Consider the following 22476-nt stretch of genomic DNA (forward strand, 5'->3'; position numbering starts at 1 on the left):
GATGATGATTCACCAGATATCCCGACCGACAGTAGAATAAAGAAGTAAAAAAGCAACGCCAAGTGCGGTTGGCGTTGTTCATTACGCACCTTTAGGTGCTGCTGGAATAATGGCCCTTATAGGGCCGTTCTGCAAACCCCACGTTTAACGTGGGGTTATGATTACAGTGGCTAACAGATCCGCACCTGCGTTTCCAGTCCGATACGAAGGAAAGCTTGGAACCGAATCAGGGCAACTCTTTGGGCTTTTTGGGGGAAATGGTATTTCGAAGCCCCTGATGCAGCTGACCGTAATTTACCGGCAGATCCACAGCCAGCAGGATTTTTGCAAACCAGACAAAGGCCATCAATACCAGAATCGGGATGACGCAGCAGGTTACCAGCATAACGGCCAGAGCCTCGATAAAGCGGTTGACCATCTCACCGGCCTTGTCGGTGATGCCGGAAACTGCATTGGAAACGCCCTCGGTCACCGAGGAAACCAGGCTGGACCAAAAGCCCTCTTCGGATTCGCTGGTGGTGTCCGTGCTGCTTTCGATTTCTTCGGCGGTTGCAGTGGCGGATTCAATGGTCGCCTCGATGGATGCCTGATAGGTGCTCTCAATCATGTTGGAAAGCTTGACGCTGGCAGGAATCAGAAGGAAGATCAGCAGCCCGAAGATAACAAGCTTCGACGCCAACAGGCGAAGGCTGTCCCAGTCGAACAGGATGTAAGCCACATAAAGCAAGCAGGCCAGAGGAATCAGCAGCGAGAAGGTGATGGAGCCGGTGATGGTCAGCAGATATTTTTCCAGGAAAATGGCGCACAGGACCAGCAGAAAATGCGAACTCAGGTCCGCAAGTTTGTCGGCAATCGGGGTGGCCACATCGCCGGGAATCAGTGTGATCGCCGCCGAGGCGGTTGCCGAAGCAGCGGACAGCTCCAGCACAGTGGTCTGCTTTTCCTCCAATGCGGTGAGGGTGCCCTTGTGGAAATCGGCGGACGAGGCAAAGCCGGACAGCACAAAAAAGGACAATACCGCGATCAGTACAGGGATTATGATGTGCAGGCTTTTCTTTTGTAAGGTTTCTTTCATGATTGACTCTCCTCTTTTTTATTTGACTGCCTTGATTTGCAGTTCGTTCCGGCAGGCAGCTTTGCTGTGCTTGTCACCTCCGTCAAGCTGCCTGCTCTCATAATGAGCTTTGTAATTTTCGCGAAGTATGCACAGGCGGGCCGCAAATTAATATCCGCCTGTGTGCAATGTGTTGTGCATCCGCTCCAGCCCGGTGCCCAGGCCCTCGAAGCCTGCGCAGCGGCTGGGGCGGGTGTTCACCGCGTGGTCCAGCAGGGGCTGGGTCTGGCTGGCAGTGTCCAGGCACAGGTCCAGCGCCAGCACGTCCTCCCAGGCCCGGTTGAGAAAGGCAACCTCCCGGCGGCCGTGGGTGCGGGTGAGGGCGATGGCATCCGCCCGACGCAGATAGCCTTCTGTCTGTACCGGGTCGAACCCGGCGGCGGAAAGGCTTTCGGCCAGTCCCTGGCGGAACAGACCAGGCAGGTCCGCCCACTGGAAGGGGGCAACATCGTAGTACACGAAGGTATAACGGGTGTGGCAATGGACCGCCAGCAGACACTTGCGCCCCTGCAGGTCGATGCAGTGCAGATCCCAGCAAAAACGCCGGTCCGGCTGGATGCCGTAGCCCGGCGTTTTCATTTTCAAAAACCGCTGCAGCGGAAAGGTCAGTCCCAGCTCCATCACTGCACCTCGTGGGGAATGAGAATTTTCTCCACCTGAATGCTTCCGTCCGAGACCTCTGCCGTCATCATGGTGATCTCCTGATGAAAGCGCCGAGGCCCGCAGGAGCCGGGATTGAGCCAAAGCAGGCCGTCCTTTTCCTCCTGCACGTATTTGTGGGAGTGGCCGAACAAAACAACATCCACGCCGGAAAGGTCTGCGGGCAGTTCCTTTTTGTTGTGGACCAGATAGAAGGTCACGCCACCCAGGGTGACAGTCAGGTCATGGGGGATTTCTTCCGCCCATTCCTTATCGTTGTTTCCACGTACCACATACAGCGGTGCGTACTGCCGCAGCTGGTCCACGATGCTCTGTTTGTTGATGTCGCCGCCATGCAGGATAGCGTCGGCGGTTTTCAGATGCTCCAGCACCTCCGGCCGCAGCAGACCGTGAGTGTCGGAAAGAATGGCAAGCTTCATGTTTGAACCTCGTTTTCCAGTTTGTTTTGCACATCCCGATAAAACCGGCGGGCGTTGGAAAGGTCCTGTTCATCCGGGTGGCCTTTGGCGATGCCGCCCACCAGCTTGAAGGGACCGAAGGTATCGAAACCCTTGCAGCTGAATTCCCCCAGCACCGGGCAGTTCTTTTGGGCGGCGATCTCGGCCATTGCCTTCGCACCGGTGCCCTTTGCACCGCCGTAGGTGTAAACGAAAAACACCGGTTTGCCCTGGGGCAGCTGGCGGCGGGCAAACTCCACCACAGCCTTCTGGAATTCGAAGCCGTAGATGCCGGAGGCAAAGCCCACGCAGCCGTAGTCCGCAAGGCTGGCGGTCTTCGGTTTGGTCACGTCGATCAGGTCGATCTCGCCCGCATCGGCCATGGCCTGCAGCACCTTCAGGGTGTTGCCATGGTGGCGGGAGTAGTAGCAAACGGCGGTTTTCATGGATTGTTCCCTCCTTGCAGGGTCCAGCCGAAGTCGTTGTGGTAGATCATCTGGCGGGTCATGCCGCCGTCGATGCAGATGTTCTCGCCGGTGATAAAGCCCGCCTTGTCCGAGCAGAGGAACAGCACCATGTTGGCAATGTCCAGCGGGTTGCCCACCCGACCGGCGGGGTGCTGGTCCGCGTCCGGGCCCTGGTATACCGTGTAATCCGTGTCGATCCAGCCGGGGGAGATGGAGTTCACCCGCACCCGGCCCGCCAGGCTCACCGCCAGCGCGTGGGTCAGAGCCGAGATGCCGCCCTTGGCCGCGGTGTAGCTTTCGGTCTGGGGTTGGCTCATCCGGTCCCGGGAAGAGGAGATGTTCACAATGGCCGCCCCGGGCGCAAAATGGGGGGCGAACAGCTTGGACAGATAAAAGGGGGCGGCAACACCCACCCGCAATGCGTAATTGAACTCCTCGTAGCTGCATTCGTCGATGCCCTTCATCAGGGGCAGGGCATTGTTGATGAGATAGTCCACATGGCCGTGGTCGGCAATGACTTTTTGGGCAAAGCGTTCTAGAACGGTCTGGTCGGCAATATCACCCACAAAACAGTCGTTTTCCAGCAGGTCGATGATGCACACCAGAGCGCCAGCCTTGCGGAACTCCTCGGCAATGGCCTTGCCGATGCCCTTGGCTCCGCCGGTGATCACCACCACCTTGTTTTCAAATTCCGGCATGGGAACCCCTCCTTAAATGATGATGCCTTCGCAGTGGTCGATCTCGTGCTGGATGATCTGGGCCGTCCAGCCGGTGAAGGTCTTCAGACGCTCCTGGAATTTCTCGTTCTGCCAGCGCACCTTGATGGACTGCCAGCGCTTGGTGGGGCGGGTGCCGGTGAGGGAAAGGCATCCCTCCTCGGTGTCGTAGGGGCCGGATTTTTTGATGATCTCCGGGTTGAACATCACGGTGTAGCCGCCCTCGTCCTCAAAGGCGATGATGCGCTTGTTCACGCCGATCATGTTGGCGGCCATGCCCACGCAGCCGTCCTGGTGGTGCTCCAGCGTCTCCAGCAGGTCCAGCGCAACGGAAATGTCCTTGGGGGTGGCAGGCTCGGCCTTTTGGGCCAGAAATGCTTCGTCCTTGCAGATGTCTCGAATCATGGTTGGTTCTCCTTATGGGTTTGAATCACCGACGCGATGGTCTCGGCAGCGAGGCGGGAGCCCGCTTCGCTGGGATGAACACCGTCGGCGGCGTATAGGTTTTGGGTGTCGGCCAGCTGGTAAAACCGCAGCCCCACCTCGGCAAGGAGGGCGTGGTTTTCCCGGGCGGCAGTGCGGTAGGCTTCGGCCAGACCGTGGGCCATTTCGTCGTAGTTCCAGCCCTTGGCTGCCAGTTTGGTACTGCCTTTCTGGTAGGCCCAGGTGGCATAGAGAACGGGCGCAGCCCCGGCTGCCTGAATCTGTGCGCACAACTGCCTTGCACTGGCGAAAAAGCGCTCAGGGGAGGAAAACGGCCCGTGGCTCATCTCCTGCAGGATCACATAGTCCCAGTGCTCCCGGCTCAGCGCTGTCTGGGTCTGCGTACCCAGACGGGTTTTGGGGTTCAGCTGCTCCGAAAGCCTTGCCCCGCCTCGGGTGTGGTGCACCACCTGCGCGCCGGTCAGCTGTGCCAGCATCCGGGGCATATCGTTTGCAAAGGTCAGGCTGTTGCCCAGCATGAGAATGCGCATAGTACCGCTCCTTACCCGGTTTGTATCACTTGTATTATATATGGTTGCGCGGGCGGGAACAAGCCCTGCGGAGGAACGCTGTGTCCGATAAAAACGCCCGGCGGGATCGTGATGATCCTGCCGGGCGTTTTGCGAAGGTTTTCAAAAAAATTACTGCTCGGTCTCGTAGGGCCAGGTGTTGATGCCGCCGAATTCGTAAATGCCGGTGTAGCCCAGCTCTGCCAGGGCGGCGGAGGCGGTTTTGCTGCGGTTGCCGCTGCGGCAGTAGACCAGCACAGTGGAATCCTTTTCCGGAATGACCGCTGCGGCGGTGTCCTCATCGATGGTGCCCACAGGCAGCAGGATCGCGCCGGGAATATGGCCGCCGTCGTATTCGCTCTGCTCCCGCACGTCCAGGATAATGACCTCTTCGGTGTCCATCATTTCTTTTGCCTTTTCCTGGCTGATTTGCTGGTAGGAGCCGCTGGCTGCCGTTCCGCCGCAGCCGGTGAGCAGCAGAATGGGAGAGAGCAGGCAGAGCAGTGCGGAAAAAATACGTTTCATGCAGATACCTCTTTTGGGGAACGCCGCGGCGTTCCGGTGTAAAAACTGTTTTGTGCCCCTATCATACCGTTTGAATGGTGAAGCTGTCAACGCTTGAATGAGATGAGATCACAGAAGAGAAATGCGGATCAAGTCTGGCCTGTTCGTTCAGCACAATGTGCCCCTCGGAGAGGCTAGTGGCCGTACTGGTGCAGAAAGCGGGCAGCGCGCCTAGCCACCGCCTTTCGAGGGCAGTCCAGCAGGCTTTGTGCGAACCGCAGCATGTCAGCCTGGTGGTTGGATTCATCAAAATAGTGATCGAAGCAGTCCAGAACATGACCACACAGCACGCGAGTGCACTCGGGAGATGGCTCGCCATGGTGCAGATAAACGATGTGCGGCACTTCCAGCAGTCGTTTGGTTATGTCCGGTTCCCACTCCGGTCTGGCTTGTACAATTTTCCAGGCGTTCCCCGCCACATTGGCCGCGGTGATCATCTGCGGGCAACGAAGCAGAGCAAAATATTCTTCATACAAGCGGGAAAAGTGATTTTCCGTGTCCACCGCCGCCAGATTAGCCAGGATCAGAATGCCATCCCATTTGACAAAGCTGTTAGCATCGTGCAGCCAGCTTGCAATCTCATCAAAATAAGAATAGACGATTCTGGGCTGCTGCTCACTCAATATACGGATGGCTTTTGTGCAGCTGTAGCGTACCGGGCTGTGCTCGGTTTGGACGATGGAGAAAAACGATTCCAAAAGCTCCCGATTCCCTCCCGCCTGAATCGCCAGCGGTACAAGTTCTGGTTTTGTTTTCAGGTATGCCAGCAGAGAGTGCTTATCCATCAAAAACTCCTTCCCGGCCCGGGCAGGCAGCAATTTTTGCTTATATTGTAGCGCATTCAGGCAAAGGGAACAAGCAGCGAGCGGATAGCGGCTGTATTGAAAATGCGCTTATGTGAGGATTGCATTTTCAATACAACGGGACGCATAGGTGGAAAAGCGCACCTGCTTGGTGCTGTCGAAGCTGCCCACCGCTTTGATCAGGCCGATGGTGCCGATGCTGATCAGATCTTCCGCATCTCCGGGTAGGGCACAGTATTTTTTAACGATATGGGCCACCAGGCGCAGGTTGTGCTGAATGATGGTGTCCCGCGCTTCCAGGTCACCCCGGCGCAGGGCCGCGAAGGCCTCCACCTCCTGGCGTGGGGTCAGCGGGCGGGGAAAGCTGCCGCTTTCCAGATGAAGCGCCAGATACAGCACCTGACTGGCCAGAAATTGCAGGAATACCTCAAGCATAAAAAAGCCTCCTTTTTTGAATGTGTATGGAAATTCGGCGGATATTGCCTGCTATAGCCTATGCGCTCTGCAGGCAGAGCAAAACCAAAAGGCGCTGTACCCGGGAACTCCTGGCTGCGGAAAATCGGCGGCAGTGCTATAATAAGAAAAAGGTAAGGAACGCCAAGCGCGGGCCGGATATGTGAGGAGGGCTTTTGTGCGTCCGGAAACAAAAGAGAAGAAGCGGTTGTATCTCAAATGGCCCTGGAATCTGGTAGTCTATGTTCTGCTGGTAATTTTGCTGCGGGTATTTTCCATCCCGGTGATTTTGCTGCTGATCCGGTGGAACAAAAAGCAGCAGCTGAACGGCCCGGCTGAAGGCTATTGCCTGCAGCGCACCCGAGGGCAGTTGATTCTGCTGGTATGGGCGGCGGGCGCTCTGCTGCTGGCCGCGGCAGGGGCAGCCTATCTGACCCTTTCCCGGGAAGCGGACAAAACCGGCTGGGACTATATGGAATATATCAAACTGGCGGCTGCCGGTCTGCTGGCGGTGGGCGGAGTGCTGGTGGCCGGATATCTGACCTATATCGGTCTGCGGGATGCCTTCTGCCCGGAAAAAAGCCGGCTGGCCCGATCCATACGGGACCAGCTGCCCTACCCGGAGGAAGCTCCGCAGGTGAAGGAGCTGTTTGCCATGGTGGATGAGGATGTCCGCCAAAATGGCCGGTGGTTCGGAAAGCTGGCAGTGGGCCGTGAGTGGATCTTTGGGGATGAGGTATCGTATATCCCGCGCATCCGGGGCGTGTTCTGGCGGGATGAAATCAGAACAAGGCGCAGCGGCAACCGGGTCACCACCACCCGCATTCTGCAGCTGTGGATTCTGGATGACCGCCGGCAGTGCAGATCGACTGATCTGCGCCAGCCGAAGGAGCTGCAGGCCGCGCTGGACTGCCTGCGCCAGCGGGTGCCCGCCGCGGTGTTTGCGAAATATGATTCCCGGGAATACAACGACTGTATCCATGCGGACGAGCAGCAGTGGTATTTTATGGAACGGGAGTTTGAGCGCAGAAAGACTCGGCTGGAGCAGGGTCAAACTTGTTGAAGAGGGAGGCGCTACAGGATGAGGCAAGGACAGAGCGGCTATTGGAAAAAGGTCGGTGCTGTGGGATGCACGGTGATGCTGGCGATAAGCCTGGCTGGATGCACTCACCAGGAAGGAAGCCCGGCGCAAAGCATGCAAAGCGCGTCTGGTTCGGAAAGTCAGGCTTCGAGCGGGGCGGAAACAGCAGAAAACACTGCCCTTTCAGGCACAGAAATGACCGACGAGGAGATTGTCCGCCTGACCAGTGAGCTGGTGGAAACGGGTCAGCGCTGGGAGAACTGGGCATCTGATCCGACGGCTCAGCAGCTGGATTATTCCGACAGCATTACGGTGGAACGCCTGGGTGAGCCGGTCACCCTGTATCGGCTGCCGGATATGGAGAGCAGGGCTCAGGTGGAGAATGCTCTGCTGAAAATCTTCAGCCGGAATTATGTGGACAAAAAGATGGAAACCATTTTTCATCCGGATGTACCGTATTCTTTGTACGAGCAGAATGGGATGCTGTATGCAAATGGGGACTTTGGGTTTGATTATCAGAATGTGTTCCGATACACCGGAAACTTCATGGTGATAGGTCGCATGGAGGACAGCATCAGCCTGCAGGCAGAGCTGTGTGGTGATGATGGCGAGCCGACAGAGAACTGGCCTCCCAACTGCGCTATGCCCGAATGCATCAGGATGGCCTGATCGGAACGGATGGACTGTTCACGGAGGAGCAATTTAATCAGGCGGCGCGGGATTACCTGAACGCGCCGGAGTATCAGGCGGATAGGGAAACTCTTCTCCGCTGCTGTTATGAGCAGGATGGCCGGTTTAGCCTGATGGAAATGGGAGGCTTGACTTCGGATATTGGAGCCAATTGCCGGAATCTGGGAGGCGACCTTGCCGCGGGAACGGGCACAGTGATCCGGCGGTATTACAAGGATACACTGGGCCTCGTACCGGATTACGACCTGGTATACACCATGGAGCGGTCCCTGGACGGTACCGGTCATTGGTGTGTGTATCGGTGTCAAAAGGTGCCGGGTGGAGTGTCTTACATCGGTTAAACCGCGGACGAGTATGAAAGTAAAGAGGCCTGCCGGAAGGATTGTTCCTTCCGGCAGGCCTCTTTTGAGATGAAAATCGACAGCTGTTATCCCGCTGCACCTTCCGGGCGGGGCAGGAAGCGCACCGCCACCAGCCGGTGGAACACGGCGGCAAACAGCAGTCCGAAGGCCACGCCCAGCACCGTGTCCACGATGCGCAGGACCACTGCACCGTGAATACCGTAGATGCCTGCGCCCAGCATCAGGGCGCCGAAGCAGTTCATGGCAGTCTTGTACCGGTAGTCGGTACAGAAGCCCAGACACAGTCCACCCAGGGGGCCAAGCATGGAGTGCAGGCCGGCAGGCGTGATGGAGTAAAGAACGAAAAATGCCAGCGAACCTGCCAACGCGCCCACGATACGCTGGAAAAAGCGGGGTGCGGCGTTGCCGGAATAGGGATATTCCGAAAGCAGTGAGGCGCAGGCAAAGCCCATCCACATGAAGCGTTCCACCCCGAACACCTGCCCGGCGGTGAGCACCAGCGCAACGCCCAACGCCATGCGCAGCTGCCAGAGATGTACGATGTTGGCAAGGTCGAACCGACGGACCACATGATGAAAGCGAACCGTTTTGTGCTGGCGCCGGTGCTTGGCGAACAGGATCGCGCCGCAGATCAGATACCCCATCAGGGCCAGCAGCGCCCGGCGAACCAAAGCCTCACCCACCACCGGATTGCCGGTCAGATAAACATAGGCGAAGCTGTAAAGCCCGCCGTTGCCCAGCTCCGGTCGCTGAGTGGTGGTGTACAGCAGGGTAAAAAAGGCCACAGCGTGCATGGGAATCAAAAGTGGCGCGAGAATTACCGCCGCCGCGCAGGGAGCTGCCACCAGAATGGCAAGCGCCAGTGCCAGTGTGACCAGCGAGTCGCCGATGCAGTATTCAAAGTTCACAAAACGGATGCCCAGCATGATGCAGAACAGCGCCACCGCCATGGGCGTATTGTCCGAACCGAACAGGCCGGACAGTGCGCTGATGAACAGAATCGCAAAGGCCACAATCAGCACCGAGTGCACCGCCATGGCCGTCCAGTACCAGGCCTTTTCCCGCCGGGTGGAGCGGGCGGCGATCTTTCGCTTCAGAATCGCCGGGTCCAGCTGCAGGGCGTCATAAAATTTCATGTCCACTGTTTGTTTCCCTCCTTTCCTCGATCTGCGCCGCCAGTCGGTCGGTGCACTGTATAAATGCTTCAAAATCCTCTCCGGCGCTGCGCCACAGATCATAAAAGGGCTGGAGAATGCTCTCGTAGCCTTTTTTCAGCTCCGCAAGCCCGGTCTCGGTAATGAACAGCCGGTAGCTGCGTTCATCATCGGGCTGCCGCTCTTTGCGGATGCAGCCTTTTTCATACAGCGCTTTCAGGCAGCGGCTCACTGCTTCCTTTTTCATGCCGCTGCCCTGACTGAGCAGGAGCGGAGTGTTCTGCTGCGGCTGCAGATACAGCCTTGCCAGCAGCTCGCATTCGCTGGCGGTCAGTGTGGTGCTGCGCACCGGCAGCAGCGTACGCACAATTTTTTGCAGCTGCTGCTGATAGCGCGCCATATCAGTCCATTCGATTTGCATTGGGGTCCTCCTGCATATAGTTAACGGTGTTAATTATATGCCTGCGGGATTTTTCTGTCAAGAACGGGGTGTGGAAAATACTCTTTGGCTCTGGCCGAGCGGTTGGCGGCGTGGTATAATGGCGCCAGAACCAGAAAAAGGGGCGATGACGGATGGAAAGAACATTTAACTGGGTGATTGTGGGGGCAGGCGGCATTGCCGGCGAGATGGCCTCGGCGTTCACTGCCATGGGCCGCTGCCCCTACGGTGTGGCAGGCCGCACCCGGGAAAAGGCGCAGGCCCTGGCCCAGCGCTGCGGGGCTGAGAGGCTGTACGAAAGCCCGCAGCAGGCTTTCGCAGATCCGGAGGTGGACATCGTCTATCTGGCCACGCCCCACAATACCCATGCGGAACTGATCGAGCAGGCGCTGGCCGCGGGCAAGCATGTGCTGTGCGAGAAGGCCATCACCCTGAACAGCGGCGAACTGGAGCACTGTGCCAAGCTGGCTGAACAAAAGGGTCTGGTGCTGGCCGAGGCCATGACCATCTGGCACATGCCCCTGCATCAGATGCTCCGGCAGCGTCTGGCGGCAGGGGAATGGGGAAAAGTCCAGCTGATTCAGCTGAACTTCGGCAGCTTCAAGGACTATGACATGACCAACCGCTTCTTCAATCCGGAGCTGGCGGGCGGTGCGCTGCTGGATATCGGCGTGTATGCCCTCAGCTGTGCCCGGAGTTTTCTGACCAGTGTGCCCGATCAGGTAATCAGCCGGGTGAAGCTTGCCCCCACCGGGGTGGATGAGCAGGCAGCCATTCTGCTGCAAAACCCGGAAAACCAGATGGCCACCGTGACCATGAGCCTGCGCTCCAAGCTGCCCAAGCGGGCGGTGATCGGCTGTGAGCGGGCTTACATCGAAATTGACGATTACCCCCGCGCCCAGTTGGCCCGGATTGTGGATGCGGCCACCGGAGCGGTAACTGAGATTCAGGCGGGGGAAACCGGCCGGGCGCTGGAGTATGAGGTGGCTGCCATGGAGCAGGCGGTGCGTACCGGCGACGCGTCGGCCATGCAGCTGGGCTGGAGCCGGGATGTGATGAACATCATGACCGTCCTGCGCCGGGAATGGGGCGTGCGCTACCCCGGAGAGGAGCTGTGAGATGAAGGATACCAAATGGAAGATCCCCAAAACCTGGTATGATCGGCTTGCGGACTGGATGAGTGTGGGATTTCTGGCGTCATCCGGGTTTTACCTGTGGGCCAACTGGCAGGCGATCCCCCGGGAGATTCCCACCCATTACGGCTTCAGCGGCCAGCCGGACGCCTGGGGCGACAAGAGCAGCTGTGTGGTTCTGCTGGTGATCGGCGTGGTGATGTGTTTGATGATGTGGGGCATAGAGCAGGTTCCCATGATCTGGAACACCGGCGTGACGGTGACCGAGGAAAACCGGGTGCGGGTTTACCGCATTCTGAAAAATCTGCTGGTGACCATCCGGCTCGTGATTGCAGCCATCTTTGCCTGGATGCCGGTCTGCTCGGCCCGCTCCCAGCCGCTGGGTGGCTGGTTCATGCCGCTGGTCATGCTGCTGGTGTTTGGGCCCATTGTGATCTGCCTGCTTCAGCTTTACCGGAAGAAATGATCTGGGAAGAAAAAGCCTTGCGCCGTCCGCTGCCCCATGATATGATAGACCCTGCGACCATTCACACCGGCCTGTGAAACCCAACCGCAACAGGCCGCATCCAAAAGGAGTTTGCCTTATTATGAAATTTGATCTGATTGCCCCCTGCTACTTTGGTACCGAAAGCACCGCCGCCTTTGAGGTGCGTCGCCTGGGCGCCGAGGACGTGAAGGTGACCGACGGACGCATTGCCTTTTCCGGCCCAGCGGACATCATCGCCGCCGCGAACCTGAATCTGCGCTGCGCCGAGCGGGTGCTGGTGCTGCTGAAGACCTACACCGCCACCACCTTCGACGAGCTGTTCGACGGCGTGACCAGCATCCCCTGGGAGGATCTGATCCCGGCGGACGCCCAGTTCCCGGTGAAGGGCTCCAGCCTGTCCAGCACCCTGTCCAGCGTGCCCGCCTGCCAGAGCATTGTGAAAAAGGCGGTGGTGGAGCGGCTGAAAAAGGGCCACAAGACCCTGATGCTGCCCGAGACCGGTGCCCTGTACAAGATTCGTTTCTCCATCCGCAAGAATGTGGTAGAGGTAATGCTGGATACCTCCGGCGACGGCCTGCACAAGCGCGGCTACCGGCGCAACGCCACCGGCGCACCCATCAAGGAGACCCTGGCCGCCGCCATCGCGGACCTGGGCCGTGTACGGCGGGATTCCATCGTGGCCGACCCCTTCTGCGGCAGCGGCACCATGGTGATTGAGGCCGCCCAGAAGGCCATGAACATCGCCCCCGGTCTGCGCCGCCGTTTTGCCGCCGAACACTACACCTTCTGCCCGCCCGAGATCTGGGCCCGGCAGCGGGAAAAGGCCCTGTCTGAGATTCGGCGGGACGCAGCCTTCGAGGGCTTCGGCTACGACATCGACCCCGCTGCGGTGGCTCTGGCTACCCAGAACGCCAAGCTGGCGGGTGTGGGCGACCGGTGCCATTTTGAGCTGGCCGACGTAAAGGACTTCGCCCCCCGGCCGGAGATGATCGTGCTGACCAACCCGCCCTACGGCGAGCGCTTGGGCGATCTGGCCACCGCCGCCAGGCTGGCCGGTGTGCTGGGCAAGGCGCTGGAGGAACATCCGGTGGCCGGCGCCTACATCATCACAGCGGACGCGGACCTGGAAAAGCACCTTGGCAAAAAGGCCAGCCGCCGCCGCAAGCTGTACAACGGCATGATCCCCTGCCAGGTGTACATGTATTATTGATTTTGCAGCAAACAAAAACGGAATCTCCAAAACAGGAGATTCCGTTTTTTGTTTATGGAATTATTCGGCGGTTTGGGTGACCTGATAGATGCTGTAGCCGCCCTGGTCGTAGAGCAGGGCGCAGTGGGCGGCGAACCAGCTTTCGTCCACCGCGTAGTCCGCCCGCTCGGAGGGGCCCACCATCACATAGTCGATGCCCCATTGAGCAAGCCCTTCCTCGCGGGGGGCTTCCAGCAGCTGGCGCACCGCCGCTTCCTGAACGGAGTAATCCATGCCGTGGTAATACAGCCAGGTGCCGGAGGCGCACAGAATGGGCCGTCCGGCCAGGCTGAGCACCGGGTTCAGCAGTTGGGTGCCGCACAGAAAGCGGCCCATGGGGTCGGTGTTTTCCTCTGCATATTCCGCAGCGGCAATGGCGTTTGCATCAAAGTGCTGGTACTGGCTTATTGCCTCCCGACCCAGGGTGAGGAAGCTGCCGAAGGTGCCGGTGAACACCAGCATGACGGCAAGCACGGCCTGCACGCTTTTCTTGTCTACCTTTTTCAGAAGGTCCACGATCAGATTCGCCACAAGAATGCAGCCCAGCAGATGCCAGATGAACAAAAGCTTGTTGTTGTCGTAGTTGTTGGGCTGGAACTCCACAAATTCGCTGAGCAGCAGGATCAGCAGCCCGCCGCCATAGACCCAGCGCAACTTTTTGCCCGCCCACAGGAAAGCAGGCAGCAGAAGAAGATAGACCAGGCCGATGTTCTTGATGTAGAACCAGAAGTAATTATCCCCCTCGTTGGACCAGTTAAAGTGCCAGCGCAGAAAGCCCGAGCCCTCCTGAGTGTGGGGCAGAATCTGGGTGAGCATCAGCGGCAGCCAGATCACACCCGTTGCTCCGGCAAACAGCAGCCAGGGACGCAAAGCGTGCAAATCCGTCCGGTACAACGCCAGTGCCCGCACAAAGAGCACCCCGCAGATGAGCACCAGCGCCAATGCCGAGTGGGTCTGCACCAGAGGCATGGAGGCGGCCAGCAGCACCAGAGCGGGCCAGAGGCGGCGTTCCTCGTTCAGGGCAAAGTGTGCCAGCAGGGCCAGACATGGAAAGAGCAGTGCCCAGCCGAACAGGGTGGCCCGCTGAGGAATGAGCAGGTCCGCGATGGGGTTCACCCAGCGGATGTTCTCTTCCACATAGTTGGTGGGGGTTTCATAATAGGCGGTGAAGATGCGGGTGAAGTTCTCCACGCCGCCCTCCAGAAAATAAGCGAAGCCGAAGCCGCTGCCCAGGAAAAACAGCACATAGGCAAGGCTGGCCTTGACGCTGCTTTGCAGCAGGTTTTTGGCCAGCAGCCAGCCGCCGCCGAACACCGCTGCCAGTGCCACCACCTGAGGCAGAAGGCAGGCAAACTTCAGCGGAGCGCCCAGCAGAAGGAACACGCTGGAAACGCTCTCGCACAAAAACGGATAGCCGTAAAGGGTCTGGCCCGCCAGCATGGGAAATTCCGGCGGAAACAGGCCCTGCTCGGCAATGCTCTTGATGAAGGAAAGGTGCATGGGCAGATCGCCGTAGGTGCTTTGCCCGCACCAGTAGCCGCCATCCTTGTAATAAAGGGTATGGGTGTGCAGCAGCCAGACAGAAAGCAGAAAAAGCGGCACCACACAAACCCAGAAGGTAGGGAGGAGGGACCGGGCGGAGGAGCCGTCCGGCTGGCCCGGTGTTTGGTCCTGCACCGGGTGCCGGGGCCAGAGGCCGGCCACTGCCAATGCACCAGCGGCAACCAGAGCCAGCAGGGCGGCGGGCAGAGTGAAGCCCGGAGCCAGTGCAAAGAGCGCGGGCAGCGCGATCAGCAGCACCAGCCCGAAGGCAGCGGTAAACACCAGCTTTTCTTCGGCACCGGATGTGGGCAAAAGCCGCCGTGCCAGTGAAAAACCTGCGGCCAGAAATACGGCCATATAAGCGATACTGAACAGAATTCCCATATCAAACGCCCTCCAGATCAAAAGGTGGGGTGTACTCCTCCTTGGCGCTGCTCTTTTGCTGCATGTAGCCCTCGGTGAGCCCCAGGTCGATGGCGTGGTTGACCATCTGGCGGTATTCCCAGGTGGAGATGCGCCGGTCCAGCGGCTTCATCTGTGCCGCCTTATGGAAAGGGGTATACTGGCTCATCAGGCTGGGCAGAAAGCTGCCGGCAGGCAGACTGGCCATGAAGTCCAGCACGGCCTTTGAATCTGCCAGTGCACCGGGCAGGGCCAGATGCCGCAAAATCACGCCCTTTTGCAGCAGCCCTTCCTCATCAAATTGGGGCGTGCCGGTCTGGCGGATCATCTGACAAATCGCCCGGCTGCACACTTCAAAATAATCCGGTGCGGCGGAATACCGGGCCGAAAGCTCCGGCGAAACATATTTCACATCCGCCAGCCACACGTCCACAATGCCGTCCAGCAGCTGTACGGTCTCCAGCGTCTCGTAGCCGCCGGTGTTGTACACGATGGGAATGGAAAGCCCCCGGGCTTTTGCCTGCTCCAAGGCCTCCAGTACCCAGGGCAGCCACTGGGTGGCAGTGACCAGATTGATATTGTGCGCGCCCTTTTGCTGCAATTCCAGAAAGATCTCGGTCAGGCGCCCGGTGTCGATGTCCTTGCCCAGCCCTTCCTGACTGATCTTATAATTCTGGCAGTAGCAGCATTTCAGGCTGCAGCCGGAAAAGAACACCGTGCCGCTGCCTTTGCTGCCGCTGATGCAGGGCTCCTCCCAGTGGTGCAGCGCTGCCCGGGCCACCATCAGCTGACCGGCCGCACCGCACACACCGGCGCGCCGGGTCCGGTCCGCGCCACAGCGCCGGGGGCAGAGGGTACAGGATGTGGGAATCCGCAAGATAAAACCTCCCGAAACAGGCGGGCTGCTCGGTCCGCCTGCAATACAAAATAGAACAACCCTTACTATACCATATTTTCCGGCAGCTGTGCCAGAAAAAACTCCGGTTGACGCACTGCGCCGGCCTCCCGTATAATATCCAGTTGACGAAACAAAGCGCGAAGGGGTGCGCTGCAGGAGGGCGGGGAAGAGAAATGAAAAAGGAACAAAACAATGTGGCCAGAAGCGTGGCCGCGCTGAACCTGGCGGTGATGCTGTTCGGCCTTGCGGCGGTGATCGGCCGCTTTGTACAGGTCCCGGCGGCGGTGATCGCGGGCGGCCGGGTGATCTGTTCGTCAGTGGTGCTGCTGGTGCTGGCCTTGATCACACGCACGTCGCTGCGGCTGGCAGAAAAACGGGATCTGGCTCTGGCAGTGTTTGCGGGGCTGGTGCTGGCTCTTCACTGGACCACCTTTTTTCAGGCGATCCAGGTCTCGTCGGTTGCCATGGGCACCATCACCTTTTCTACCTTCCCGCTGTTCCTCACGGTGCTGGAGCCGCTGGTGTTCCGGGAGCGGCTGCGGGCGAGAAGCGCAGCGGAAGCAGTTTTGCTGCTGGCGGGCGTGCTCATCACCCTTCCACCGGACGGCCTGAATAATGGCGCCGTGGCCGGGGCGGCCTGGGGCATGCTGTCCGGTCTGGCCTATGCGGTGCTCTCACTGGCAAACCGGCATCTTTCCGCCCGGTATCCGGCCCGGGTGATCTGCCTGTATGAGCAGGCCACGGCGGCGGTTGTGCTGCTTCCGGCGGTGCTGCTCCTGTCCGGCGGCTGGACGGCGGCGGATCTTTTCGGCATCGGTGCGCTGGGCGTGGTGTGCACGGCGCTGGCCCATTCGCTGTATGTGGCGGCCCAGCGGCGGGTAAGCGCCCAGACGGCGGGCATCGTGTCCGGCATGGAAACGGTTTACGGCATTCTGTTCGCTCTTGCCTTTCTGGGGGAAGCGCCCACCGGCCGGGAGCTGGCGGGCGGCGCGGTGATTCTGGGCGTGAGCCTTGCGGCTTCGCTGCAGGCCGGAAGAAAGTGAGCGGCGGGTGAGCGGCTTTTTCCGGCACATCCTACCATTTTGGTGTGGTTCATGCTATAATAATGATACTTATCGTCCGCGTCAGGTGCAGTTTCAGCACACGAGGGGCGAAAAACACCGTTTGAAAGGAGGCGCTGCCAGTGCAGGATCAATCCGCCCGGGCGCGTAAAAATCTGAAATATCTCACGCTGCTTGCCCGGGAATACCCCAACATTGCCGCCGCCAGCAGCGAGATCATCAACCTGCAGGCTATTTTGAAGCTGCCCAAGGGCACCGAGCATTTCATGAGCGATCTGCACGGCGAGGCTGAGGCTTTTACTCATATTGTGAACAATGCGTCCGGTGTCATCAAGGAAAAGGTGGACCGGGTGCTGGGCCCTGGTGTGCCGGATCAGGAGCGGGCGGAGTTCGCCACCCTGATTTACTACCCTGCCCAGAAGCTGGACGAGCTGAAGGAGCGCCAGACCGATCTGAACGCCTGGTACCGGCAGACCCTCTACCGGCTGATCGATGTGTGCCGGGTGGTCTCCTCCAAGCATACCCGCAGCTTTGTGCGCAAGCGCCTGCCCAAGAACTATGCCTATATTCTGGACGAGCTGCTCCACGCCCATTTTGAGGACCACGACAAGGAATTCTACTACGGTCAGATCCTTTCCAGCATCATCGATGTGGGCCGGGCCGACGATTTCATCGAGGCCATGTGCGTGCTCATCAAGAATCTGGCGGTATTCAAGCTGCACATCGTGGGCGATATCTTCGACCGTGGCCCCCGGCCGGATCAGATCATGGAGCAGCTGCTGAACCACCATTCGGTGGACATCCAGTGGGGCAACCATGACGTGGTCTGGATGGGTGCGGCCGCGGGCAGCCCCATCTGCATCGCCACCGTGCTGCGCACCAGTCTGGCCTATAACAATCTGGAGGCCCTGGAGGACGGCTACGGCATCAATCTGCGGCCGCTGGCCCTGTTTGCCGAAAGCGAATACCGGGACTGCGATATGCACCATTTCTACCCCCGCACCGACGAGGCCCGGGGACCCTATCACCGCAGCGAGCTGATCCGCACCGCCCGGATGCACAAGGCCATCGCCATCATCATGTTCAAGCTGGAATGCCAGGTCATCGACCGCAACCCGGATTTTGAACTGGAAGGGCGGGATTTCCTGCGCCGCATCGACTATCGGGAGGGCACCGTGGAGGTGGAGGGCAAGCGCTACCCCCTGCGGGATGACGATTTCCCAACCGTGAATCCGGCGGACCCTGCCCGCCTCACCCGTCAGGAGCAGGAGGTTATGGAGGCGCTGCAGCGCAGCTTCATGGAGAGCGAGCGGCTGCAGCGGCATGTGCGCTTTTTGTTCTCCAAGGGCGGCGTGTACCACATCGAAAACGGCAACCTGCTGTTCCACGGTGCGGTACCTCTGACCGACAGCGGCAGCTTTGCGGTGGAAACCTTCGAGCAGCACGGCTACGCGGGCCGGGCGCTGATGGACTACTGCGACGAGCGGGCCCGGCGAGGCTATTTTGCTCCCGAGGGCAGCGCCGAGCGCCAGAGCGGCGAGGACTTTTTGTGGTATCTGTGGTGCGGCAAGCTGTCGCCCCTGTACGGTCGCGATAAGATGACCACCTTCGAGCGGCTCTTTGTGGAAGACCCGGATACCCATACCGAGACCAAGAACCCCTATTACCGGCATGTGAACGATTCCAAGATGGCCCGTGCTATTCTGGCGGAGTTCGGTTTGGATCAGACCCACAGCCATATCGTGAACGGCCATGTGCCGGTGCGCGCGGCCAAGGGCGAGACTCCGGTGAAGGGGGAAGGCCGGCTGATCGTGATCGACGGCGGCTTCTGCCGTGCCTACCACGAAAAGACCGGCATCGCGGGCTACACTCTGGTATACAACAGCCGGGGTATGTCCCTGCGGCAGCATCAGCCCTTCGAGAGTGCGGAAAAGGCCATCCGGGAAAATCTGGATATCGTCTCCACAGTGGATGTGTTCGAGACCTGTGAAAAGCGCACCCTAGTGGGGGATACCGACAACGGCCGCCGCCTTGCTGCTGACATTGAAGATCTGAAGCTGCTGGTGCAGGCCTACCAGATGGGCCTGGTCAAGGAAAAGACCTGAGGCAACACCGCACAGTTCGCACCGAACGGTTCACGCGGCGTATTGCGCCGAATTTTTCCGTGATATTTTCCCAAAATGCTCGCCAATCCACCAAGGATTGGCTGCGCTTTTCGGTTTATCTCACGAAAAATTTCCCGGCGCACTCCACCACCTGAAATTGTGTGGTATTGCCCCGACCGTTCCGGTCAGATGAAAAAAGAGGTGAGACCGATGGAATGGACTCCGGGCACGCCGCTGCCCTTTGAAACGGCGGAAAACTTCCGGGAGCTGGGCGGCTGGCCTGTGGCGGACGGCCGCCGGGTGAAGCGGGGCCTGTTCTGGCGAAGCGGAGCGCTGCGTCATATTATGACTCCGGAGGACCGGGAGCGTTTTGAGAAGTTGGGCATCCGGGTGGTGTGCGACCTGCGCTCCGGTGTGGAGCGAACACGGGAGCCGGACCCGGAATTTTCCGAGGTGCGCCGCCATGATATCGGCGCCATCCGGGATGCCCGGGGCGGGGAACTGCCCATCGACGCCAACGATTCGCTGCATCTGGATGCAGACGGACTGCGGGCTCTTTCGCGGGAGATGGAAGCCATCTATTCCGCGCTTCCCTTTTCCAATCCGGCCTACCGGGAAATGTTCCGGGAAATACTGGCCGGTGAGCTGCCGCTGCTGTTCCACTGCTCTGCCGGAAAGGACCGCACCGGTGTTGCTGCCGCGCTGATCCTGCTGGCGCTGGGTGCGAGCAGGGAAACAGTGATGGCGGATTTTCTTGCCACCAACGACTGTCGCCCCGGCGCGGTGCGGGAATGCCTGGAGGTGTACCAAGCTGAGCTGGAGCGAGAGCCGGAGCTGCGCCCCATACTGGAAACAGTCAGCGGGGTGCGGCCGGAAAGCCTGCAGGCGGTATTTGACGCCATTGACCGGCGCTATGCCTGCATGGAGGATTTTTTTGAAGCCGAATATGGCATGGGTCCTGAGCAGCTGAAGCTGCTGCGGGACCGGTGCCTGGAATAAGGCCGGGGATTCCCGGCCGCAAACAAGCAACCAATCACAAAAAGGAGAGTTGACACATTATGCCTACCCCTCACAACAAAGCCGAAATGGGCCAGATCGCAAAAACCGTTCTCATGCCCGGCGACCCCCTGCGCGCAAAATTCATTGCCGAGACCTTCCTGGAGAACCCGGTGCTGTTCAATGACGTGCGCGGCATGCTGGGCTTCACCGGCACCTACCAGGGCCGCCCTGTCAGCGTGATGGGCAGCGGTATGGGCATGCCCTCCATCGGCATCTACTCCTACGAGCTGTACACCCAGTACGGCGTGGAGAACATCATCCGCATCGGCTCCGCCGGCTCCTACACCGATAAGGCCAAGCTCTACGATGTGGTGCTGGCCACCGGTGCCTATTCCGAGAGCAGCTATGCTCGTACCCAGAATGGCTGCGAGGACGATACCCTGGCCCCCAGTGCCGAGCTGTGCGATGCCCTGCGCGCCAGCGCTGCCAAGCTGGGCATCCCCATGGTGGAGGGCGTGATCCATTCCAGCGACGTGTTCTATCGCCACGACGACCGCACCGATCCCACCTACTGGGAGCGCCTGCGGGACGAAAAGGGCTGCGTGGCCGTGGAGATGGAAAGCTTTGCTCTGTTCCACAACGCAAATGTGCTGGGCAAGCGGGCAGCCTGCCTGCTCACCATTTCCGACAGTTTTGTGAGCAGTGAGGCTACCACCGCCGAGGAGCGCCAGCTCAGCTTCACCAACATGATGAAGATCGCGCTGGGCGCGGAGGTGTAAGCATGGAGAAGGCTGAACTGGCGCGTCTGGCCATTCAGGCGCGGGAGATGGCGTACACGCCCTATTCCCATTTCAATGTGGGCGCGGCCTTGCTGGCAAAGGATGGCCGGGTCTTCACCGGTTGCAACATCGAGAATGCCGCCTACACCCCCTCCAACTGCGCGGAGCGCACCGCTCTGTTCAAGGCAGTGAGTGAGGGCGCGCGGGAATTCTCCATGCTGGCTGTGGTGGGCGCGCCCGCCGGCCAGCAGCCGCCCTTCCCGGTGACCGGCCCCTGCGGAGTCTGCCGCCAGGCGCTGAATGAGTTCTGCGAACTGGATATGCCCATCCTGCTGGTGACCGGGCCGGACAGCTGGACCGAGGTCACTCTGGGTGAGCTGCTGCCCTACAACTTCGGACCCCGCGACTTGGCCTGAGGGATGAAATGTTTCCGAAAATGCAGCAAAGTATGACTTATTTTGGCTAATGTTAACAAATTGTAATGCTCTGTATTTGCGGGAACTGGTTGAAATTTGTCATCCTGATAGCTATAATAAAGAAGCTAATGGGGAATTTCCCCAAGGACCGCGGCCTGTTTGCGGCGCGGTTTTCCACAACAGAACAAAGGAGATTGAATCATGAAAAAACTGATCTCGATCGTACTGGTAGCAGCTATGGCTCTGTCCATGGTGGCTTGCGGCGGCGCTTCCTCTACTCCCGCTTCCACCGGCGCTTCTTCCGAGGCTGCTTCCACTGCTACTTCCGGCGAGGAGACCTCCGGTAAGGAGCTCTCCGTTGGTATGATCACCGACGTAGGCGGCGTAAATGACCGTTCCTTCAACCAGACCTCCTGGGAGGGCCTGCAGGCTCTGGCCGAGGAGAACCCCAACATCAAGGTAAGCTACCTGGAGTCCAAGACCGATGCTGACTACAGCGCCAACATCGAGACTTACCTGAGCGAGGGCACCGACCTGATCATCTGCGTGGGCTACATGCTGGCTGAGGCCACCAAGGTTGCTGCCGAGGCTAACCCCGATCAGCTGTTCGCCATCATCGATGATTCCTCCATTGATCTGCCCAACGTTGCCTGCCTGATGTTCTCTCAGGCTGAGGCTTCCTACCTGGTGGGCATCGTGGCCGGCTTGGCTACCGAGTCCAACACCGTTGGTTACGTTCAGGGCATGGTTTCCGATTCCATGAACCAGTTCGGCTGCGGCTTCATCGCCGGCGTTAAGTCTGTGAACCCCGAGGCTACCGTTCTGCAGTTCAATGCCAACAGCTTCGGCGACCCCACTGGCGGCAACACCGCTGCCACCGACATGATCACCAAGGGCGCTGACGTGGTCTTCCACGCTGCCGGCGCTACCGGCAACGGTGTGATCGAGGCCTGCAAGGCCAACGGCGTATACGCCATCGGCGTGGACACAGACCAGGCTCCTCTGGCTCCCGAAACCGTGATCACCTCTGCTATGAAGCGCGTTGACATCGCTGCTCAGGATATCTCTCTGGCAGTTGCCAACGGCACCTTCACTCCCGGCGTGCACCTGTACAGCCTGGAGAACGGCGGTGTTGACCTGTCTCCCACCCGCGATCTGCTGACCGAAGAGATGCTGACCGCTGTTGAGGATGCCAAGGCCAAGATCATTGCCGGCGAAGTGACCGTTCCCTCCACTCCCGACGAGCTGGGCGACGGCCTGTTCACCCTGAAGTAAGCGCATTTCTGGCTTGCAAGAGCCGCGCACCCTTGTGGTGCGCGGCTCTTTTTTTGGGGAAGTGACAGGCTGCCATTTTGCATTGCAAAAGGTGTAAAGTGCTACTTTCGGTTTTTTGACCAAAAGGGCAAATGAATTTCAGTCTGTTTGGTAGGAAACACGTGATCCGTGTTGAAATAAGGCGGTCTTTTTGGTACA

Annotated in this window: 25 protein-coding genes; 11 read left to right on the top strand and 14 right to left on the bottom strand. The window is 59.3% G+C overall.

Annotated elements, in window-relative coordinates:
• Positions 1-226 precede the first annotated feature (226 nt).
• From B5F28_RS06630 to B5F28_RS06675, 10 genes are all read right to left on the bottom strand, one after another.
• Complete coding sequence (locus tag B5F28_RS06630; RefSeq protein WP_087294542.1) at positions 227-1075, bottom strand: hypothetical protein; 849 nt, start codon at positions 1073-1075, stop codon at positions 227-229.
• A gap of 147 nt (positions 1076-1222) precedes the next feature.
• A complete protein-coding gene (locus B5F28_RS06635) occupies positions 1223-1735 on the bottom strand; it encodes a DUF6933 domain-containing protein (RefSeq protein ID WP_087294544.1) in 513 nt (170 codons plus the stop codon).
• Positions 1735-2193, bottom strand: coding sequence for a metallophosphoesterase family protein (locus tag B5F28_RS06640; protein WP_087294547.1), 459 nt, complete (start codon positions 2191-2193; stop codon positions 1735-1737). The genes B5F28_RS06635 and B5F28_RS06640 overlap by 1 nt, the downstream gene beginning before the upstream one ends.
• A complete protein-coding gene (locus tag B5F28_RS06645; protein ID WP_087294549.1) occupies positions 2190-2657 on the bottom strand; it encodes a flavodoxin domain-containing protein in 468 nt (155 codons plus the stop codon). Before B5F28_RS06645 ends, B5F28_RS06640 begins: the two co-directional genes overlap by 4 nt.
• Positions 2654-3376: an SDR family oxidoreductase gene (locus B5F28_RS06650; protein ID WP_087294551.1), complete on the bottom strand. Its 723-nt coding sequence runs from the start codon at positions 3374-3376 to the stop codon at positions 2654-2656. The genes B5F28_RS06645 and B5F28_RS06650 overlap by 4 nt, the downstream gene beginning before the upstream one ends.
• A gap of 12 nt (positions 3377-3388) precedes the next feature.
• On the bottom strand, positions 3389-3799 hold the full coding sequence (locus tag B5F28_RS06655) for a peptide deformylase (protein WP_087294553.1): 411 nt from the start codon (positions 3797-3799) through the stop codon (positions 3389-3391).
• The gene (locus B5F28_RS06660; RefSeq protein ID WP_087294555.1) at positions 3796-4368 is read right to left on the bottom strand and encodes an SGNH/GDSL hydrolase family protein; all 573 of its coding nucleotides are present in this window, start codon (positions 4366-4368) and stop codon (positions 3796-3798) included. The genes B5F28_RS06655 and B5F28_RS06660 overlap by 4 nt, the downstream gene beginning before the upstream one ends.
• Before the next feature lie 150 nt (positions 4369-4518).
• Positions 4519-4911 (bottom strand): rhodanese-like domain-containing protein, encoded by a 393-nt coding sequence (locus tag B5F28_RS06665; protein WP_087294557.1) that lies wholly within the window; start codon positions 4909-4911, stop codon positions 4519-4521.
• A 173-nt stretch (positions 4912-5084) separates the two neighbouring features.
• On the bottom strand, positions 5085-5735 hold the full coding sequence (locus B5F28_RS06670) for a hypothetical protein (protein ID WP_087294559.1): 651 nt from the start codon (positions 5733-5735) through the stop codon (positions 5085-5087).
• A gap of 108 nt (positions 5736-5843) precedes the next feature.
• A complete protein-coding gene (locus B5F28_RS06675) occupies positions 5844-6188 on the bottom strand; it encodes a sigma-70 family RNA polymerase sigma factor (RefSeq protein ID WP_087294561.1) in 345 nt (114 codons plus the stop codon).
• Positions 6189-6384: 196 nt separating this feature from the next.
• On the opposite strand from B5F28_RS06675, the gene B5F28_RS06680 reads away from it, so the two are divergent.
• Both B5F28_RS06680 and B5F28_RS06685 read left to right on the top strand, forming a co-directional pair.
• Positions 6385-7269, top strand: coding sequence for a hypothetical protein (locus B5F28_RS06680; RefSeq protein WP_143424700.1), 885 nt, complete (start codon positions 6385-6387; stop codon positions 7267-7269).
• Positions 7270-7287: 18 nt separating this feature from the next.
• Positions 7288-7956: a hypothetical protein gene (locus B5F28_RS06685; RefSeq protein WP_143424701.1), complete on the top strand. Its 669-nt coding sequence runs from the start codon at positions 7288-7290 to the stop codon at positions 7954-7956.
• Positions 7957-8404: 448 nt separating this feature from the next.
• Here B5F28_RS06685 and B5F28_RS06695 read toward each other — a convergent pair whose 3' ends face one another.
• The gene (locus B5F28_RS06695) at positions 8405-9475 is read right to left on the bottom strand and encodes an FUSC family protein (protein ID WP_087294776.1); all 1071 of its coding nucleotides are present in this window, start codon (positions 9473-9475) and stop codon (positions 8405-8407) included.
• Positions 9462-9914 (bottom strand): MarR family winged helix-turn-helix transcriptional regulator, encoded by a 453-nt coding sequence (locus B5F28_RS06700; RefSeq protein ID WP_247643427.1) that lies wholly within the window; start codon positions 9912-9914, stop codon positions 9462-9464. The genes B5F28_RS06695 and B5F28_RS06700 overlap by 14 nt, the downstream gene beginning before the upstream one ends.
• Positions 9915-10066: 152 nt before the next feature.
• Here B5F28_RS06700 and B5F28_RS06705 point away from each other — a divergent pair, with 152 nt between their 5' ends.
• The 3 genes from B5F28_RS06705 (at position 10067) to B5F28_RS06715 (ending at position 12762) form a co-directional block, all read left to right on the top strand.
• Positions 10067-11050, top strand: a complete 984-nt coding sequence (locus tag B5F28_RS06705; RefSeq protein ID WP_087294569.1) for a Gfo/Idh/MocA family protein — start codon at positions 10067-10069, stop codon at positions 11048-11050.
• Between the two features lies 1 nt (position 11051).
• Positions 11052-11531 (top strand): DUF1648 domain-containing protein, encoded by a 480-nt coding sequence (locus B5F28_RS06710; RefSeq protein WP_087294571.1) that lies wholly within the window; start codon positions 11052-11054, stop codon positions 11529-11531.
• 121 nt (positions 11532-11652) lie between these two features.
• Complete coding sequence (locus B5F28_RS06715; RefSeq protein WP_087294573.1) at positions 11653-12762, top strand: THUMP domain-containing class I SAM-dependent RNA methyltransferase; 1110 nt, start codon at positions 11653-11655, stop codon at positions 12760-12762.
• A 60-nt stretch (positions 12763-12822) separates the two neighbouring features.
• On the opposite strand, the gene B5F28_RS06720 is transcribed toward B5F28_RS06715, so the two are convergent.
• Both B5F28_RS06720 and B5F28_RS06725 read right to left on the bottom strand, forming a co-directional pair.
• Positions 12823-14727 (bottom strand): hypothetical protein, encoded by a 1905-nt coding sequence (locus B5F28_RS06720; RefSeq protein WP_087294575.1) that lies wholly within the window; start codon positions 14725-14727, stop codon positions 12823-12825.
• A 1-nt stretch (position 14728) separates the two neighbouring features.
• Entirely contained in the window at positions 14729-15622 is an 894-nt protein-coding gene (locus tag B5F28_RS06725; protein ID WP_087294577.1) for a radical SAM protein, read from the bottom strand.
• A gap of 194 nt (positions 15623-15816) precedes the next feature.
• Here B5F28_RS06725 and B5F28_RS06730 point away from each other — a divergent pair, with 194 nt between their 5' ends.
• From B5F28_RS06730 to B5F28_RS06755, 6 genes are all read left to right on the top strand, one after another.
• Positions 15817-16686 (top strand): DMT family transporter, encoded by an 870-nt coding sequence (locus tag B5F28_RS06730; RefSeq protein WP_087294579.1) that lies wholly within the window; start codon positions 15817-15819, stop codon positions 16684-16686.
• A gap of 140 nt (positions 16687-16826) precedes the next feature.
• Positions 16827-18809, top strand: a complete 1983-nt coding sequence (locus B5F28_RS06735; protein ID WP_087294581.1) for a fructose-1,6-bisphosphatase — start codon at positions 16827-16829, stop codon at positions 18807-18809.
• Positions 18810-19019: 210 nt separating this feature from the next.
• On the top strand, positions 19020-19808 hold the full coding sequence (locus B5F28_RS06740) for a tyrosine-protein phosphatase (RefSeq protein ID WP_158097540.1): 789 nt from the start codon (positions 19020-19022) through the stop codon (positions 19806-19808).
• Between the two features lie 59 nt (positions 19809-19867).
• On the top strand, positions 19868-20587 hold the full coding sequence (gene deoD, locus B5F28_RS06745; protein ID WP_087294585.1) for a purine-nucleoside phosphorylase: 720 nt from the start codon (positions 19868-19870) through the stop codon (positions 20585-20587).
• Positions 20588-20589: 2 nt separating this feature from the next.
• The gene (locus B5F28_RS06750) at positions 20590-21003 is read left to right on the top strand and encodes a cytidine deaminase (protein ID WP_087185243.1); all 414 of its coding nucleotides are present in this window, start codon (positions 20590-20592) and stop codon (positions 21001-21003) included.
• A 201-nt stretch (positions 21004-21204) separates the two neighbouring features.
• Positions 21205-22278, top strand: a complete 1074-nt coding sequence (locus B5F28_RS06755; protein ID WP_206423057.1) for a BMP family ABC transporter substrate-binding protein — start codon at positions 21205-21207, stop codon at positions 22276-22278.
• The last annotated feature ends 198 nt before the right edge of the window (positions 22279-22476 follow it).

Origin of the sequence: Gemmiger sp. An194, assembly GCF_002160145.1 — a bacterium.
Classification (GTDB): domain Bacteria; phylum Bacillota; class Clostridia; order Oscillospirales; family Ruminococcaceae; genus Allofournierella.